Origin of the sequence: Actinomycetospora soli (genome assembly GCF_021026295.1) — a bacterium.
Lineage (GTDB): Bacteria > Actinomycetota > Actinomycetes > Mycobacteriales > Pseudonocardiaceae > Actinomycetospora > Actinomycetospora soli.
On the sequence record NZ_JAJNDA010000021.1, the window covers coordinates 12865 to 28661 of the forward strand.

General features: G+C 74.0%; 14 protein-coding genes. 10 read left to right on the plus strand and 4 right to left on the minus strand.

Going from position 1 to position 15797, the window contains the following annotated elements; genetic code table 11:
• The first annotated feature begins 128 nt into the window (after positions 1 to 128).
• The 3 genes from LN037_RS25965 (at position 129) to LN037_RS25975 (ending at position 2150) form a co-directional block, all read left to right on the plus strand.
• Positions 129 to 698, plus strand: coding sequence for an acyl-CoA-like ligand-binding transcription factor (locus LN037_RS25965; RefSeq protein ID WP_230758987.1), 570 nt, complete (start codon positions 129 to 131; stop codon positions 696 to 698).
• Positions 695 to 1072, plus strand: a complete 378-nt coding sequence (locus LN037_RS25970; protein WP_230758988.1) for a GntR family transcriptional regulator — start codon at positions 695 to 697, stop codon at positions 1070 to 1072. Before LN037_RS25965 ends, LN037_RS25970 begins: the two co-directional genes overlap by 4 nt.
• 556 nt (positions 1073 to 1628) lie before the next feature.
• Positions 1629 to 2150, plus strand: a complete 522-nt coding sequence (locus LN037_RS25975; RefSeq protein ID WP_230758989.1) for an endonuclease domain-containing protein — start codon at positions 1629 to 1631, stop codon at positions 2148 to 2150.
• 106 nt (positions 2151 to 2256) lie between these two features.
• On the opposite strand, the gene LN037_RS25980 is transcribed toward LN037_RS25975, so the two are convergent.
• Positions 2257 to 2946 (minus strand): SDR family NAD(P)-dependent oxidoreductase, encoded by a 690-nt coding sequence (locus LN037_RS25980; RefSeq protein ID WP_230758990.1) that lies wholly within the window; start codon positions 2944 to 2946, stop codon positions 2257 to 2259.
• A 254-nt stretch (positions 2947 to 3200) separates the two neighbouring features.
• Here LN037_RS25980 and mdo point away from each other — a divergent pair, with 254 nt between their 5' ends.
• The 4 genes from mdo (at position 3201) to mftM (ending at position 8383) form a co-directional block, all read left to right on the plus strand.
• A complete protein-coding gene (gene mdo / locus LN037_RS25985; RefSeq protein WP_230758991.1) occupies positions 3201 to 4493 on the plus strand; it encodes an NDMA-dependent methanol dehydrogenase in 1293 nt (430 codons plus the stop codon).
• A 92-nt stretch (positions 4494 to 4585) separates the two neighbouring features.
• The gene (locus LN037_RS33200; RefSeq protein WP_308286189.1) at positions 4586 to 5860 is read left to right on the plus strand and encodes an AAA family ATPase; all 1275 of its coding nucleotides are present in this window, start codon (positions 4586 to 4588) and stop codon (positions 5858 to 5860) included.
• Positions 5861 to 5897: 37 nt separating this feature from the next.
• Positions 5898 to 7442: a VWA domain-containing protein gene (locus LN037_RS25995; protein ID WP_230758992.1), complete on the plus strand. Its 1545-nt coding sequence runs from the start codon at positions 5898 to 5900 to the stop codon at positions 7440 to 7442.
• Positions 7442 to 8383 carry a mycofactocin oligosaccharide methyltransferase MftM gene (mftM, locus tag LN037_RS26000; protein WP_230758994.1) on the plus strand — a complete coding sequence of 314 codons (942 nt, stop codon included), beginning with the start codon at positions 7442 to 7444 and terminating at the stop codon, positions 8381 to 8383. Before LN037_RS25995 ends, mftM begins: the two co-directional genes overlap by 1 nt.
• Positions 8384 to 8469: 86 nt before the next feature.
• Here mftM and LN037_RS26005 read toward each other — a convergent pair whose 3' ends face one another.
• Positions 8470 to 9984, minus strand: coding sequence for a nitric oxide synthase oxygenase (locus LN037_RS26005; protein ID WP_255694985.1), 1515 nt, complete (start codon positions 9982 to 9984; stop codon positions 8470 to 8472).
• A gap of 511 nt (positions 9985 to 10495) precedes the next feature.
• On the opposite strand from LN037_RS26005, the gene LN037_RS26010 reads away from it, so the two are divergent.
• Both LN037_RS26010 and LN037_RS34145 read left to right on the plus strand, forming a co-directional pair.
• Entirely contained in the window at positions 10496 to 11179 is a 684-nt protein-coding gene (locus tag LN037_RS26010; RefSeq protein ID WP_230758996.1) for a hypothetical protein, read from the plus strand.
• Positions 11180 to 12156: 977 nt separating this feature from the next.
• The gene (locus LN037_RS34145) at positions 12157 to 13260 is read left to right on the plus strand and encodes a globin domain-containing protein (protein ID WP_230759080.1); all 1104 of its coding nucleotides are present in this window, start codon (positions 12157 to 12159) and stop codon (positions 13258 to 13260) included.
• A gap of 78 nt (positions 13261 to 13338) precedes the next feature.
• Here the strand turns inward: LN037_RS34145 and LN037_RS26020 are convergent, their stop codons facing one another.
• Together LN037_RS26020 and LN037_RS26025 are read right to left on the minus strand one after the other, a co-directional pair.
• Positions 13339 to 13863, minus strand: a complete 525-nt coding sequence (locus LN037_RS26020) for an OsmC family protein (RefSeq protein ID WP_230758998.1) — start codon at positions 13861 to 13863, stop codon at positions 13339 to 13341.
• Positions 13808 to 15238: an MFS transporter gene (locus LN037_RS26025; RefSeq protein ID WP_230759000.1), complete on the minus strand. Its 1431-nt coding sequence runs from the start codon at positions 15236 to 15238 to the stop codon at positions 13808 to 13810. Before LN037_RS26025 ends, LN037_RS26020 begins: the two co-directional genes overlap by 56 nt.
• A gap of 50 nt (positions 15239 to 15288) precedes the next feature.
• On the opposite strand from LN037_RS26025, the gene LN037_RS26030 reads away from it, so the two are divergent.
• Positions 15289 to 15786 carry a winged helix-turn-helix transcriptional regulator gene (locus LN037_RS26030; protein ID WP_230759001.1) on the plus strand — a complete coding sequence of 166 codons (498 nt, stop codon included), beginning with the start codon at positions 15289 to 15291 and terminating at the stop codon, positions 15784 to 15786.
• The last annotated feature ends 11 nt before the right edge of the window (positions 15787 to 15797 follow it).

Here is a 15797-nt window from a genome sequence, read left to right on the forward strand (position 1 = left end):
CTGGCACTCGGTGCCATCCACACGGTCGTCGTGGACGGTCCGGTCCCGGCCGATCGGGCGGGGCGTGATCGCGGTCTCGTTTGCTACGCGCGAGGAGGACCCCTCCCCGGACGGGGCACACTGCGCGGGTGACCTCTGCCACTCGGACGCTCCGGGCCCGCCGGCTCGAGGCGGCCGCGCTGGAGCTGTTCACGGTGCGCGGGTTCGACGCCGTCACCGTCGACGACCTCGCCGCGGCGGGCGGCGTGGGCCGCCGGACGTTCTTCCGCTACTTCCCGACGAAGCTCGACGTGGTCCTCGGCCAGCTCGACGACGCCCTCGCCGCGCTCGTCTCCGCGCTCGCCGAGGTCCCCCCGTCGACCGACCCGACCTCCGCCGCCCGCCAGGCGTTCCTGCAGGTCAACGCCTACTCCCCCGGCGACGAACCGGTCCTGCGCCGACGCCTCGCGCTCATCGAGACGGTGCCGGAGGTGGCGGCCCGCGCGGCCGTCCGCTACGAGGCGTGGGAGCGGGCGGTGGCGCTCGACGCCGCGGCGCGCTGGGGTCAGGCGCCCGACGACCTGCGCCCGCAGGTCTTCGCCCGCGTCGTGGTCGCCGCGATGCGCGGCGTGTTCACCGTGTGGCTCGCGAGCCCGCACGCCGAACTACGGTCCCTCGTCGTGGCGGCCTTCGACGACCTGGGGCGGGGCTTCGGGTGAGCTCCCCGGATCCCGTCTCCCGCATCGACGTCGACCCGGCGTCGCCCGTGGCGCCCTACGAGCAGGTGCGGGCGTCGGTGACGGAGCTGGTGCGCACCGGGGCGCTGCCGGCCCACACCCGACTGCCCGCCGTCCGGCGGCTCGCCGTCGACCTGGGCCTCGCCGCCAACACCGTCGCGCGGGCCTACCGGGAGCTGGAGGCGGCCGGCGTCGTGGAGACGCGCGGGCGGCTCGGCACGTTCGTCGTCGAGGCCTCGGACGGCCCCGACGAGGCCCGCGAGGCCGCGCGCGCCTTCGCCGGGCGGATGCGCGAGCTCGGGGTGTCCCCGGAGCGCGCGCTCGACCTGGCGCGCGCCGCCCTCGCGGGTTCCTGACGCCGGGTCGGGTCCCGTCCGCGGGACACCCGCCGTCGGGAAGGCCCTACCCGCCTCGCGCCCCGCCAGGCGCGCCCCGCCGCCTCCGCCCCGGTGATCAACAGTCCCCTGGCGGGCCGGCGACACCTTTTCCGGCCCGCCGGGGGACCGTTGATCACCCGCCGCGAGAAAGTCGGATCCGCAGCGCCCCGCGGTGCGTCCGAGCCCATGTGACGCACGTGTCGAGGACGACCACCCAACCCTTCCTCGGGACGGTGGCGGTGCGCCTCGGCGCGCTGACCCCCGACCGTCTGCGCGGCCCGGAGTTCGTCCGGCTCTACCCGAACACGTACGTCGGCGCGGACACCGACCTCACCGACATACGCCTCCGGGTGCAGGCGCTGCACTTCTGGTCGCGTGGACGCTGCGTCGTCGCCGGTCCGCCGGCCGCCCTGGCCCACGGCGCCGACTGCCCGTGGGAGGACGCCGAGATCATCCTCGCTCGTCGCTGCCGGAACCCGCCGGACGGTGTCCGCGTGCGCGTCGACACCCTCGCCCGGGCGAGTGGGGGATCACGATGGGCGCCCACGTCACGTCGCCGGTGCGCACGGCGTTCGACCTGGCCCGACGATCCCCGCTGGTCGAGGCCGTCGCCGCCGTGGACGCCCTCGCGTTCCGACAGGGGTTCACCGCCGACGACCTGCGCACGCTCGCGGCGGCCCACCCGAGCGCGCGCGGGATCGTGCAGGTCCGCGAGGTCCTCGAGCTGATGAATCCGCTCGCCCAGTCACTGCCCGAGACCCGGCTGCGCCTCGGCCTGCTCTCCCGCGGTGTGCCGCCTGCGGTCTGTCAGCACCCCGTCCGCCTGCTGACGGGCCGATACGTCCACCCCGACCTCTCCTGGCCCCACGCGAAGCTCGCCCTCGAGTACGACGGCCCGAGCCACCGCGACATCACCGGACAGAACCGCGACGCGTTCCGGGACGGCGACCTCTTCGACGTCGGCTGGACCGTCGTCCGCGTGACGTCGGCGATGGTGCACGACCCGACGGCGTTCGACCGGCTCGCCGTGCGCGTCATGCGGCGACCGGCCGCATGATCACCAGTCCCCTGGCGGGCTCGCGGCACCTTCTCCGGCCCGCTACGGACTGTTGATCACCCGACGCAGGAGGACCGACGCCACCACGGCCGCCGTCGGGAAGGCCCTACCAGGGCACCTCGGCGCGGTCCTCCCACAGCCGCCCCGTGGGCGGCGGGTCGGAGAGCGTGGCCTTGCGGCCGGCGAGCCAGATCGCGGTGTCGGCCCCCTCCTCGATCGAGCGGGGTGCGTCGGGGCCGCCCATGTCGGTGCGGCAGTGGCCGGGGCAGGTCGCGTCGATCAGCACGCCCTTGCGGCCGTTGCCGAGCTCGTGGGCGAGGTTGCGCGTCATCGCGTTCAGGCCGGCCTTGGCGATCCGGTAGGGCGCGAGCCCGCCCGCCGTGCCCGGCCCGCTCATCCGCCCCAGGCAGGCGCTGACGTTGACCACCCGCCCCCACCGCCGCTGCGCCATGCCCGGGACGAACGCCGAGACCAGCGCGAACGGGGCGTCGAGGTCGACGTCGCGAACCGCGCGCCAGTCGGCGAGCGAGACCTCCAGCGTCTTCGAGCGCCGGTCGCTCATCACGGCCGCGGCGTTGACCAGCACGTCCACGTCGCCGACGTCGGCCACGGCGTCGGCGATCGCGTCGACCTCGGCCAGGTCCAGGGGCAGCGCCTCGACGCCGTCGGGGACCGACGAGCCCGAGCGCGCGATCCCGACGACGCGGGCGCCGGCCGACACCAGCCCGAGGGCGATCGCCCGTCCGAGGCCGCGACTCGCGCCCGTCACCACCGCCGTGCGCCCGGAGAGGTCCACGCCGCGGGGAGTTCCCGGCCGGGGCTGGACGAACCATCCGCCCCTGTCGCACACTCCTGGCAACTGCAGCGGGGGACGATGGCGGTACGAAGGGCAGCCCACGAAACCCTCCGAAGGTGCAGGTGATCTCCCGCCTCCGTGAACGGGATCACCGTTTGGCACTCGCCAGTGACGTGGGGCACGCCTAGCGTCCGGCCGGACGAGAGACCGGGTTGAGCTCCAGGCCGGTCTTCGGAGACGACGAGAGGATCGCGATGCAGGTCGACGAGCTGCTCAAGCCGTTCCCCATCAAGGAGTTCCACCCGTTCCCCCGGGCGCTCCTCGGGCCGGGTTCGCACGAGCTGATCGGCCCCGAGGCCCTCAAGATGGGCTTCAAGAAGACGCTGATCATGACGTCGGGCCTCCGCGGTACCGACATCGTCCACAAGATCAGCGAGTCCATGAAGTGGCACGGCATCGAGACGGTCATCTACGACCAGGTCGAGTCGAACCCCAAGGACTACAACGTCATGGACGCCGTGAAGCTGTACCAGGAGAACTCCTGTGACAGCTTCGTCTCCATCGGCGGCGGCTCCTCGCACGACGCCTGCAAGGGCGCCCGCATCTCGGTGGCCCACGACGGCCGCAACGTGAACGAGTTCGAGGGCTTCAACCAGTCCGAGAACCCGAAGAACCCGCCGCACATCGCGGTCTCGACGACGGCCGGCACCGGCTCGGAGACCTCGTGGGCCTACGTCATCACCGACACCACGACGGACCCGAACAACCCGCACAAGTACGTCGCGTTCGACGACAACTCGGTGACCTCGCTGGCCATCGACGACCCGGTGCTCTACTACGACTGCCCGATCGACTTCACCGCCCAGTGCGGCTTCGACGTCCTCGCGCACGCCAGTGAGCCCTACGTCTCGCGCCTGAACTTCGAGCCGAGCCTCGGCAACGCGCTGCGCGCCATCGAGCTCACCGCGCAGAACCTGCGCCAGGCGGTGTGGAACGGCCAGGACCTCCCCGGCCGCGAGGGCATGATGTACGCGCAGTACATCGCCGCCCAGGCGTTCAACTCCGGCGGCCTCGGGATCATCCACTCGATCTCGCACGCCGTGTCGGCGTTCTACGACACCCACCACGGCCTGAACAACGCCATCGCGCTCCCCCGCGTGTGGGCGTTCAACATGCCGGTCGCCTACAAGCGCTTCGCGAAGATCGCCGACGCCATGGGCGTGGACACCACGCACATGACCGACGTGCAGGCCGCGGAGGCCGCGCTCGCCGCCTCCATCCGGCTCCTGCGCGACGTGGGCATCCCGGAGAAGTTCACCGACGTCACCCAGGACTCGTACTCGAAGAACCGGCTGGGCCAGGGCCCGACCAAGTTCTACGAGAACGAGAAGACCATCACGGGCAACGACGCCGACGTGGACCGCATCACCAACCACGTCCTCGGTGACGCCTGCACCCCGGGCAACCCGAAGGAGTGCACCTTCACGACGGTGCGCCCCGTGGTCGACCACTGCCTCAACGGCGACCTGGACGACCTGCTCAGCTGAGCGACGTAGTGCCCGGTGCCCGGCGGACCCTCCTCGGTCCGCCGGGCACCGGCGCGTCTCCCCGATCGACACCCGCAGGAGAGGAACCCCGCGTGACCAGCACGTCCGAGCCCACGGCGACCACCGGACCGTTCGAGTCCGTCGACGACGTCGTCGCCGCGCTCGCCGAGCAGGGCTACATCGCCGACCGGCGGCTGGCCACCACCGTCTTCCTGCTGACCCGGCTCGAGAAGCCGCTCCTGCTCGAGGGCCCGGCCGGCGTCGGGAAGACCGAGCTCGCGAAGATGCTCGCCGTCGCCACCGGCCGACGGTTCCTGCGCCTGCAGTGCTACGAGGGCCAGGACGAGACCAAGGCCCTCTACGAGTGGGACTACGGCAAGCAGCTGCTCTACACCCAGATCCTGCGGGAGAAGATCGGGCAGGTCGTCGAGGACGCCCCCGACATCCCCACCGCCGTCGACCGCATCGGCGCGCAGGACTCCGTCTTCTTCTCCGAGCGCTTCCTCGCCCCGCGCCCGCTGCTCGAGGCCATCCGGTCCGAGGAGCCCGTCGTGCTGCTGATCGACGAGGTCGACCGCGCCGACGAGGCCCTCGAGGCCGTGCTGCTCGAGACGCTCGGCGAGTTCCAGATCTCGGTCCCCGAGGTGGGCACGTTCGCCGCGAAGAACGCGCCGTACGTGATCCTGACCAGCAACAACACCCGTGACCTGGCGGCCGCCCTCAAGCGCCGCTGCCTGCACCTGTTCCTCGACTACCCGACGGCGGAGCGCGAGCTCGACATCGTCCGGTCCAAGGACACCGGGCTCCCCGAGGCCGCCGCGCGCGAGCTCGTCGAGGTGGTGCGCGGGCTGCGCGAGCTCGAGCTGCGCAAGGCGCCGTCGATCTCCGAGACGATCGACTGGGCCCGCACGCTCGCGGTGCTGGGCATCGACGACCTCAACTCCCAGATCCTGTCCGACACCGTCAGCGTCGTCGTGAAGTACGACAAGGACGTGACCAAGGCGCTCAACGCCCTGCCCGGCCTCGTCGACCCCAACGCGACGATCGACGACGCGCACGGGCACGGTCATGGCCACGGACACGGTCACGGGCACGGCCACGACGGCGACCACGCGCACGACGCCCCGACCAACGGCCGCTCCGCCGGACCGGCGCCCGTGCACGACGACGAGGACGGTCCCGACGGTCGGGCGGTCCGGGCGGCGAAGGACGAGCCGGGCCGGCACGCGGGGGTCTACGGCGCCCCGGGTCGGGACAACCAGGAGGCCGCGCGCACCGGCTCGGACAAGAACCCGACGAACCCGCGCAAGGTCAGCTCCTCGCAGGGGAACCGGTCGTTCGGGCTGGGCAAGAAGCGCGCGCTCTAGCCGTCGGGGTCGACCCACCAGCGAAGGGAGGCCCCCGATGGAGGCCACGATCCACCGCTTCGTGCGGCTCCTGCGTGTCCGTCAGGTCCGGATCTCCACCTCGGAGGTCCTCGACGCCATGCGGTGCGCCCGCGAGCCGGGCGTGCTCGCCGACCGGGCGACGCTCAAGGCCGCGCTGCAGGTGTCCCTGGTCAAGGACATCCGCGACGAGGCGACGTTCGAGGAGATCTTCGACGCCTTCTTCGCCCTGGTGAAGATCGGGAAGACCGACACCGGGCATGGCCACGGGCACGGCCACGAGGATCTGTCCGACGACGGCACGCTCAACGACTTCACGCTGTCCGAGGAGCCGTCGGAGACCCCCGAGCAGGGCCACGAGCACGGCAAGCCGGTCGACATCAAGCAGTTCTTCGACCCGGAGGACATGGCGCAGCAGTACAACCTGCACCAGGAGGCCAACAAGATCGACCTCGCGGCGATGACCGACGAGATCGTCTTCTCCAAGGACGGCGCCACCGACCAGACCAACACCGGCGAGAAGGTCCAGATCGAGACCGACCACCTGCACGGTGGCGGCCTGCCCGGCGACATCGCCACGTCGTCGGGCACCAAGGTCGACGCCGACCTCAACGTCGCCCAGCAGGAGGCCCTGCTCGGGTGGCTGCAGGGCGTGGAGGACGGGATCGACGACGAGGGCGACGAGTCCGACGCGATGGCGTTGCGCCGGCGGCTCGCCGGGATGCTCGAGAACCTGCCCGAGGCCATCAAGCGGCACCTCGAGCGGCTGATGGAGATCGAGCAGCGGGTGATGGACGGCAGGCACGCCGACGAGGACGCCCGGAAGGCCGAGGTGGACCGGGCCGAGGAGCACGAGCGCCAGCAGCTCGAGGACTCGCTCCGGCGGTTGGCGAAGACCCTGCACGGCGCCCTGACCCACCGGCGCCGGCAGTCCCCCCGGGGCCGGATCGACGCCGGCCGGACGATGCGCCGCAACATGCGCTTCGACGGCATCCCGTTCACCCCGGTGACCGTGAGCCGCACCGAGGACAAGCCGCGCCTGGTGATCCTCGCCGACGTGTCGCTGTCGGTGCGGGCGACGGCGCGGTTCACCCTGCACCTGGTGCACGGGCTGCAGGACATGTTCGGGCAGGTCCGCTCGTTCGCGTTCGTCGGCGAGCTGGTCGAGGTCACCGACCTGTTCTCCGACCACACCGTCGAGGACGCCCTCGGGCTGATCTTCGGCGGCGACATGCTCGACGTCGACGCGAACTCGAACTACGGCGAGGCGTTCGGGACGTTCCTCGAGGACCACGCCTCCGCGGTCAACCGCCGGTCCACCGTGATCGTGCTCGGCGACGGCCGCGGCAACGGGAACGACCCGAACATCGAGGCGTTCGCCGAGATCACCCGGCGGGCCCGGGAGACGATCTGGCTCACCCCCGAGCCGCGGTACTCGTGGGGCCTCGGCGCCTGCGACCTGCCGCAGTACGCCGAGTTCTGCGACCGCATCCGCGTGGTCCGCGACCTGACCGGCCTCTCCGAGGTCAGCCACGACATGGTGTCCGAGATGATCGGTCGCTGATGACGCTGACCCCGGCGGCGGGTTCGCTGCGGATCGACCCGCTGGCCCCGGGTGTCCCGGGGCGGTGGGAGAACGGCCCGGTCGTCGTCTGCCACCTCGACCGGGCCGCCGTGCCGGTGCGGCTCACCGAGGGCCGCACCCCGGAGCTCGTCACCGACCGCTTCGAGCTCCACCGGCTCGGCGACCGGCTGCTCGTGCTCCACCGGTTCCGGCCCGACGAGCTCGACGACGACATCTCCACGTTCGTCGCCGACGAGCTCGGCGACGTGATCGACTCCGCGCCCCTGTTCGAGCGGGTGGTCACCGGCATCGTGCGCTCCACGGTGCTCGACCCGCTCACGGCGTGGGCGACCTTCTACGCCAACTCCCTGGCCGTCCTGCGCCACCCGCGCGGGGCGCCGACGGTGGGGCTGCCCCCGGAGGCCTCGCTGGCCGGGTTCGCCCCGGTCCACGCGCGGGCTCTCGGCGAGGTCGTGGGGCGCACGGTGGCCGACCTCGGCGCGTGCTTCGGCTTCCTCCCGCTGCTCATGGCCGAGCGGGGGCTCGACGTCGTCGCCACCGACCACACGCCGGGCACGATGCGGCTGCTCGCGGCCGTCGCCCGGGCCGGGGTGGTCCCGGAGGCCGCGCAGCGGCTCCGCACGCTCGCCTGCGACGCCCGGGCGGTGCCGTTGGCGGACCGGTCGGTGGACACCGTGACGGCGATCCACCTGCTCGAGCACCTGCCCGAGGACGGGTCGGGGCCGATCGTGGACGAGATGGTGCGCGTGGCCCGCCGCCGGCTCGTCGTGGCCGTGCCCTACGAGGAGACCCCCGACCCGGTCTACGGGCACCTGCGCCGGTTCACCCGCGACGACCTGGTGGAGCTCGGCGAGCGCACCGGCCTGCCCTACCGGCTGTCCGACGACCACGGTGGCTGGTTGGTGGCCGACGCGGGCTGAGGCGCCCCTTCCCCTCGTGGCAGGACAGCGTCGTCGCTGTCACCGCGTGACAACGACGACGCTTTCCTGCCGACCGGGAGGGGGCGTCAGATCGGGCAGCCGCTCCCGCGCGCCGCGGCCTGCGGGTCGACCCGGAACATCGGTCCGGTGTCGGTCGGCTCGTCGTAGTACCGGTGGAACACCGGGGTGAGGCCACCGGAGATCGGCGGGACGATCCAGCTCCAGTCGACCGGGCAGGAGCGCCCGGCCTGCTCCTCGCGCTCGAGGTGGCGCAGGAAGCGCTCGGACTCGCCGTGGTGGTCGGCCATCGACACGCCGGCGACGTCGAACGAGTGCTGCACCGCGAGCGTCAGCTCCACGGCCGCGCGGTCGCGCCACATCGTGCGGTCGCTGGAGGTGTCGAGGCCCATCTTCTCGGCGACCTCGCGCAGCATGTCGTAGCGGTCGGCGTCGGCGAGGTTGCGCGCGCCGATCTCGGTCGCCATGTACCAGCCATTGAACGGCGCGGCGGGGTAGGAGACGCCGCCGATGTCCAGGCGCATGTTGCTGATCACCGGCAGGGCGTGCCAGCGCAGCCCGAGGTCGGCGAACCAGCTGTGGTCGGGGTGGTGCAGGTCGACCTCGAGGACCGACTCGGCCGGCACCTCGACGAACTGCGGGCCCTTCTCCGCCCACTCGCCGCCGCCGGAGACGACCAGCGGCAGCACGTCGAAGCGCCCCATCGGCGACGGCGGCACCCAGCCGAGCGAGCGGGCGTGGTCGGTGAAGCCGACGTGCCGCGGGTCGCCCAGCACCCGGCCGCCGGTGCGGTAGCCGGCGTAGCGGATGAGCTGCTCGTTCCAGATGCGCGGCCCCGGCGCGGTGGGGGTGTCCGGCGCGAAGATCGTGATGGTGGACCGGATCCGACCGCGCCGCGTGGCCTCGTCGAGGTGGCCGACGCACTCCGCGGCGACCTCGTCGGGCGCGCTCACGTGGCGGCGGTCGCGGAGGTGGAGGCTCCGCCAGTAGAGGCGGCCGATGCACCGCGCGGAGTTCCGCCACGCGACCCGGGCCCCGAACGTCAGCTCGGCCGTCGTGTGGACGTAGGTGCCGGTCCGGGCGATCTCGTCGCGCACGGCGGCGATCCGCTCCTCGAGCGTCACCTCCGCCGCGGCCTCGCCCTTCACCGTCGTGGCGCCGGGCTCCTCGGCCTCGGCGAAGAACTGCCGGAGGAACTCCTCGGCCTCGGCCGGGTCCACGGCGGGCACCCCCGACGTCCGCTCGGCGGCCGGGGCTCCCCACGAGGGGCCGGCCGGCTCCGGGGACGGCGCGGGCCGGGGTCGCGGCCGGGGACGCGCGGCGCCGTCGGCCGGGGTCGGCACCACCGCGGGCCCGGCCGGGGCCGCGACCGGCGCGACGGCGGCCGTGGGCGCGGCCACGAGCGGCGCCGTGGCGACCCCGGGGTCGCCGCTCCGGGCGGCCGGCGTCCCGGTCGGCGCGACCGCCGCGGTCACGGCGTCCGCCGGGACGGCCGCGGCCGGCGTCCCGGTCGCCGGGGTGCTCGTCGGGCCGGCGTCCGCCGAGCTCTCGACGACGGCCATCGTGGCCATCCCGCGCGCCATGCCACCTCCGTGTGCTCCGAGGTCCTGCGTCCGTCGCCGATGCCTTCAGCCACGTCGTCGACATATCGGTCGTGCACGTCGTCCCCGACGACGTCCGAGCCGGACCCCCGCGCGCCCGGACTCCATCCTCACCGACGCGACCGCGCAGCGGATCTCGCCGTTCGGACTCACGTCAGCCGCGAGCCGGACTCGAATGATCGACCTTTCGGCCGAGCGACCACTCCGGCGGCGCAGCCGAAACCCGATCGTGACCGGTCACACCGGCCCACTGTAGGGGGTCGCCCGATGCCCACCCGAGGGCGGACCCATCTCACCCTGTGTCACCCGTTGGTGCTCTCCGTGTCAGGTGGGCGCGACGGGAGCCCCGTCGCTCTGGCACCCTGACCGACGACCGGCAGTAGTCGTCGCGGGAACCCAGCGTGACGAGACCGACGGTGGGAGGCCGACAGTGAGCCGAACCGGACGGGGTCGCACGCACGGCGGCGGCTCCTGGGGAGGCGCGCGTGGACGCGTGCGCGCGAGCGACCTGCGCGCCCGCGCCGACGAGATGGCCGCCCTCCTCGACGAGGCCGCGCCGCGGGCCCGCCGTCAGCGGCGCCGTCGGTCCACCGCCCTGCCCGCCGCCGTCGCCGCCTTCGGGGCCCTCAGCGTCGGCGGTGTGGGGCTCGCGCTCGGGCTGACCCCCACCGGCGCCGAGGGCCAGCTGCCCGCCGCCCCGTCCCCGGTCCTCGCCGACCCCGCGACGGAGCTCCCCGGCACGACGACGGGCGGTGCCCCGGAGACGGCCGACCTCGACCCCGCGGTCGCGGGCGCCGACCTCCTGCGCCCGGACGACCGCCGCGAGGCGGCGCCGGGCGGCCCGGCCCGCACCGACCCGTCGTCGGGAACGCCCCGGTCCACGTCGACGACCACCTCGAGCGCGACCTCGACGACCACGACGAAGCCGCGACCGACCCGCAGCACGACGCCGCGGCCGACCCGGCCGCCGCGCCCGACCGTCACGCGCTCGGCCACCCCGCGCTCCACGACGACGACGCCCACCTCGACGGCGGCGCCGCGGCGGGTCGCGGAACGCTCGGAGCTGGCGGGCCCGACCGTCACCACCACGCCGTCCGCGGCCGACGACCGCGACACGACCGACGCGACGGACACGACCGACACTCCCGGGACGGACGCGCCGACCTCGGACGAGTGACGATCACGTCACCGGAAGAACGGTCGACCCGCCACGACCAGTGACGACGGGTCGTCCGGGCTCCCACGACGGCGGTGCGTACGTCGCCGTTCACCGGCCGTGGCCGTACGCTGACCGCACCGTGTGCCACCCTGCTCGTTCGTGGGCGGACGCGGAGTAGCGTCGCGCCACAGTGCCCACCGCCGGGGTGGCCGGGCGGGGGGCGAGCGAGTCATCGCGAGATGAGGAGTCGACCGGACGTGACCGCAGCGAGGAACAACGGTCCGGACGCGGGCCGGCACGGCCCCGTCGGGCCCGCGGGACCTCCCCGCGAGGGTCGGACGCCCGGGGAGCACTCCGGGAACTGGGGCGCCTCGGCGCTCGACCGGTCCGCGGTCGGCGGCCGGGACCCCTTCGGAGCCGGGCCGTTCGACCCCGCGGCGGGCCGCGCTCACCACACGACCGGGGCCTACGACCCCGACGACGCCGTGTTCGACATCGCCGACGACCGGCGCGACGACGGGACGACGATGAGCCACCCCCAGGGTCGCGGACCCGTGCCCCCGCCCCCGCCCCGCAGCACCTTCCCGCCGGCCGGCCTCCCGTCGGCCCGGCCGGAGCCGAACCCGTGGTCCGGCGGCCACGAGACCGGCGGGTACGAGACCGGCGGCTACGACACCGGCGGCTACGACACCGGCGGGTCCGGCTACGAGACCGGCGGCTACGAGACGGGCGGGTACGCCACCGGCGGCTACGGCCCCGACGCCTACTCGTCCGGGGGTCACTCCACCGGGTACGCCGGGGGCCCCGAGACCGGGGGCTACGGCGGCTACGGCTCCGACCGCGGCTACGCCTCCGACGGCTGGTCCACGACGCGCCACGACGAGCCGCCCCGCACCACCGCGCTGTCCGGCCCGGGCCCGAACCACGCCGTGCCCGAGGGCGTGGGGCTGCCGCAGCCGCGGGAGGCCGCGGCCGCGTCGAACGACGCCGCGGACATGGTCGCGATCATCCGGTCCAGCTTCGAGGCCGTGGCGCCCCGCGCCGACGAGCTCACGCAGCTGTTCTACGGCTGGCTCTTCCGCATCGCGCCGGAGACCCGCGAGCTCTTCCCCGTGACGATGGAGCTGCAGCGCACTCGACTGCTGCGCGCGCTCATCCACGTGGTGCAGATGGTGGACCGGCCCGACGAGCTGAGCGTCTTCCTGCGCCAGCTCGGCCGCGACCACCGCAAATTCGGCGTCATCGGCGAGCACTACGACCGGGTCGGTGAGGCCCTGCTCGGTGCGCTCGGCGAGATCGCGGGTCCGCTCTGGACCGCCGAGGTCAAGGACGCCTGGGTCGGTGCCTACGGCGTCGTCTCGCAGGCGATGCGGGACGCGGCGGACGCCGAGCGCGGACCCGCCGTCTGGATGGCACGGGTGATGGAGCACCGGCGGGTCGCCCCCGACCTCGCGATCGTGCGGGTGCAGACCAGCCAGCCGGTGCCCTACCTGGCCGGGCAGTACGTCACGGTCGAGACCCCGCAGCGGCCCCGGATGTGGCGCTCGCTCACGCCGGCGAACGCGCCCGGCCCCGACTGCGTGATGGAGTTCCACGTCCACACCGTCCCCGGCGGCTGGGTGAGCCGGGCGATCGTGTCCCACGCCCGCGTCGGCGACGTGTGGCGCATCGGCCCGCCCATGGGCCAGATGACGCTTGACCCGCGCTCGCGGGCCGACCTGCTCATGGTCGCCGGCGGCACCGGACTCGCCCCGTGCCGCGCACTCATCGAGCAGCTCATGCTCGACGGCTCTGACCGCAAGGTCGCCCTGTTCGTCGGCGGCCGCACGTGGAGCTCGCTCTACGACATCGACACGCTACGGCGGATGGCGCAGGACAACCCCTGGCTGACCGTCGTGCCCGTCGTCGAGGAGGACGGCCGCCGCTACGGCGCGGAGACCGGCACCCTCGGCGAGGTCGTCGCGCGCTACGGCGCGTGGGCCGACCGGCAGGTGGTCGTGGCCGGTTCGCCGCCCATGGTCCGCTCCACGGTGTCCGCGATGCTCGACGCCGGGACACCGTTCATGCAGATCCACTACGACCCGTACCACACGGACTAGGGGTCCCCGGAACGCACGAACGGGCCGTCCGCCACGAGAGATCGTGGCGGGCGGCCCGTTCGTCGTTCCGCGGGTGGGTCAGGCCTGTGCGGCCTCGCGCTTGTCCAGCGTCAGCGACACCTCGGGCGAGCGCACGAGGGTCTGGTAGACGACGCAGTACCGCTCGGTCAGCTTGTGCAGCGTGGCGAGCGTGTCGTCGTCGGCGTCGGTGTCGAGGTCGAACGACAGCCGGATGTCCTTGAAGCCCACCGGGGCCTCCTTGGACACGCCGAGCGTGCCGCGGAAGTCGAGGTCGCCCTCGGCGTGGATCGTGCCGCCGCGGACCTCGACGCCCATCGAGGTGGCGACCGCGCGCAGCGTCACCCCGGAGCAGGCCACGAGGGCCTCGAGGAGCATGTCCCCGGAGCAGAGGAGCTCCCCGGTGCCGCCGGTGGCGGGGTGCAGGCCGGCCTCCACCATGGCCTGGGCGGTCTGCACCCGACACGCGATGCCGGAGCCGTCGAGGTCACCGTCGGCCTTGAGCACGACGGTGGCCGACTCCGGGTCGTCACGGTACTGCTGCTTGAGAGGGCCCTGGGTCTCGGCGAGCGCTGCCTTGTCCATCCTTCAAGGATGCCTGCTCGGGGCCCGCGCCGCGACAGGCGAACACCGCGATCGCCCCGAGCAGCGAGAACACGCCCGCGACCACCACGGCGTCGTCGAACCCGCCGAGCAGCCCCGTGGGTCCGGGCGCGAGGCCCGGCCGGGTGGCGATCACCGCGACGACCGTCGTGCCGATCGCCGACCCCACGTAGCGCGCGGTGTTGTTCGCGCCGCTGCCCATCGCCGCCCGGCCCGCCGGGACGCTGGCGACGGCCTCCCGCCCGAACGCGGCGTTCAGCACCCCGCTCGCGATCCCGGCGACGAACAGCCCCGGCACGAACCGCCACACCGACGACTCCGGCGTCGCCCCCAGCAGCAGCGCCTGCCCGCCGGCGACCACCAGCAGCGCCACCGCCATCTGTAGGCGCCCGCTGATCGAGGCGGGCAGCCGCCGCGCGAGCAGGGACGTGACGACGCTCGTCACCGACCAGGCCAGCAGCACGGCGGCCGCCGCCAGGGCGGAGGCCCGCAGGCCGCGCTCGGCCACGGAGAGCAGCACCGACGTCGTCGCGATGATGCCCATGCCGGTCGCGAGGGCGGCCAGCATCATCGCGAGGAAGCGCGGCGACCGGAACAACGTCGGGTCGATCATCGGCGCGGCCCGACGACGCTCGACCAGCAGCCACGCCACGAGGACGAGCAGGCCGCCCACGACGAGCGCGACGGGCGCGGGCCGGAGCGCGCCGGTACGCGCCTCCACGAGGCCCGTGAGCAGCAGCGCGATCCCGACGGCGAGCAGGGCCACCCCGGGCAGGTCGACGGGCCGCGGGTGCTCGGCCTTCGACTCCTCGACCGCGAGCCGCGCCCACACCGCGAGTCCGACCGCCAGGATCGCCTCGATCCAGTACTCCGCCGTCCAGCCGGCGAGCCGCTCGCTGCCGGTCGCGAGGAGCGGGCCGATCGCGATGCCGCCGCCGAGCGAGGCACCCCAGATGCCGCTGGCGCGCGGCGCGTCGGGGGTCCCGGCGGGGAAGGCGTGCCCGATCAGGCCGAGGCTGGACGCGACGAGCGCGGCGGCGCCGATCCCGGCGACGATGCGGCCCGCGACCAGGACCGCGGTGCTCGGCGCGACCGCGCACAGCACCGACCCGACCGCGAGGACGAGCGCCCCCAGGACCAGCGCCCGTCGTCGTCCGAGGTCGTCGGCGACGGCCCCGGCCGGCAGCAGCGCCACCCCCAGCCCGATGCTCATCGAGCTGAGGATCCAGGCCTGGCCCTCGGGGCCCGCGCCGAGCGCGGCCGCGGTGGCGGGCATGGTCGCCAGCGTGGAGGTGAAGACGACGAGCGCCAGGAACGTCGCGGCGGAGGCGACGGCCAGCGTGGTTCGGGACCGCACGGTCCGGGACGCTAGCACGGAGGTTCGGTCATTGAACTAGGATCGTGGTCATGCCGCTCGGCCAGGGATATCCCGCGCAGGACTGTGCGATCGCGCGCGCCCTCGAGGTCGTGGGCGACCGCTGGACCCTGCTCGTCCTCCGGGACTGCTTCTTCGGCGTCCACCGCTTCGCCGACCTCGTCGCCCGACTCGACGTGCCGCGGGCCGTGCTGTCCGACCGCCTCGACCGGCTCGTCGCCGCCGGGCTCCTCGTTCCCGACGGCAGGTCCTACCGCGTCTCCGAGGCCGCGTGGCCGCTCTGGCCGGCGCTGCGGTCCCTCGCGGCGTTCGGGGAGGCGGCGCAGACCGAGGCGGGCGGCTCGGTGCGCCGGTTCGCGCACGTCGCGTGCGGCACCGACACCACCGCGGACGGCCACTGCCCGACGTGCGGCACCGTGCCGCCCCCGCCGGACCTCGTCGTGCGCGCCGTCGGCGGGCCGGGACGGCGCGAGGACCCGGTGAGCGTCGCCCTCCGCTCCCCGCACCGGTTGCTGACACCGCTGCCCTGAGGCCCCTCCCT

What these genes read in the sequence shown, in the direction of transcription:
- LN037_RS25975 (WP_230758989.1), top strand. Translation starts at nt 1,629, where the DNA reads ATGGGCGCCCACGTCACGTCGCCGGTGCGCACGGCGTTCGACCTGGCC.
- mdo (WP_230758991.1), top strand. Translation starts at nt 3,201, where the DNA reads ATGCAGGTCGACGAGCTGCTCAAGCCGTTCCCCATCAAGGAGTTCCAC.
- LN037_RS25995 (WP_230758992.1), top strand. Translation starts at nt 5,898, where the DNA reads ATGGAGGCCACGATCCACCGCTTCGTGCGGCTCCTGCGTGTCCGTCAG.
- mftM (WP_230758994.1), top strand. Translation starts at nt 7,442, where the DNA reads ATGACGCTGACCCCGGCGGCGGGTTCGCTGCGGATCGACCCGCTGGCC.
- LN037_RS26005 (WP_255694985.1), bottom strand. Translation starts at nt 9,984, where the DNA reads ATGGCGCGCGGGATGGCCACGATGGCCGTCGTCGAGAGCTCGGCGGAC.
- LN037_RS34145 (WP_230759080.1), top strand. Translation starts at nt 12,157, where the DNA reads ATGGTCGCGATCATCCGGTCCAGCTTCGAGGCCGTGGCGCCCCGCGCC.
- LN037_RS26020 (WP_230758998.1), bottom strand. Translation starts at nt 13,863, where the DNA reads ATGGACAAGGCAGCGCTCGCCGAGACCCAGGGCCCTCTCAAGCAGCAG.
- LN037_RS26030 (WP_230759001.1), top strand. Translation starts at nt 15,289, where the DNA reads ATGCCGCTCGGCCAGGGATATCCCGCGCAGGACTGTGCGATCGCGCGC.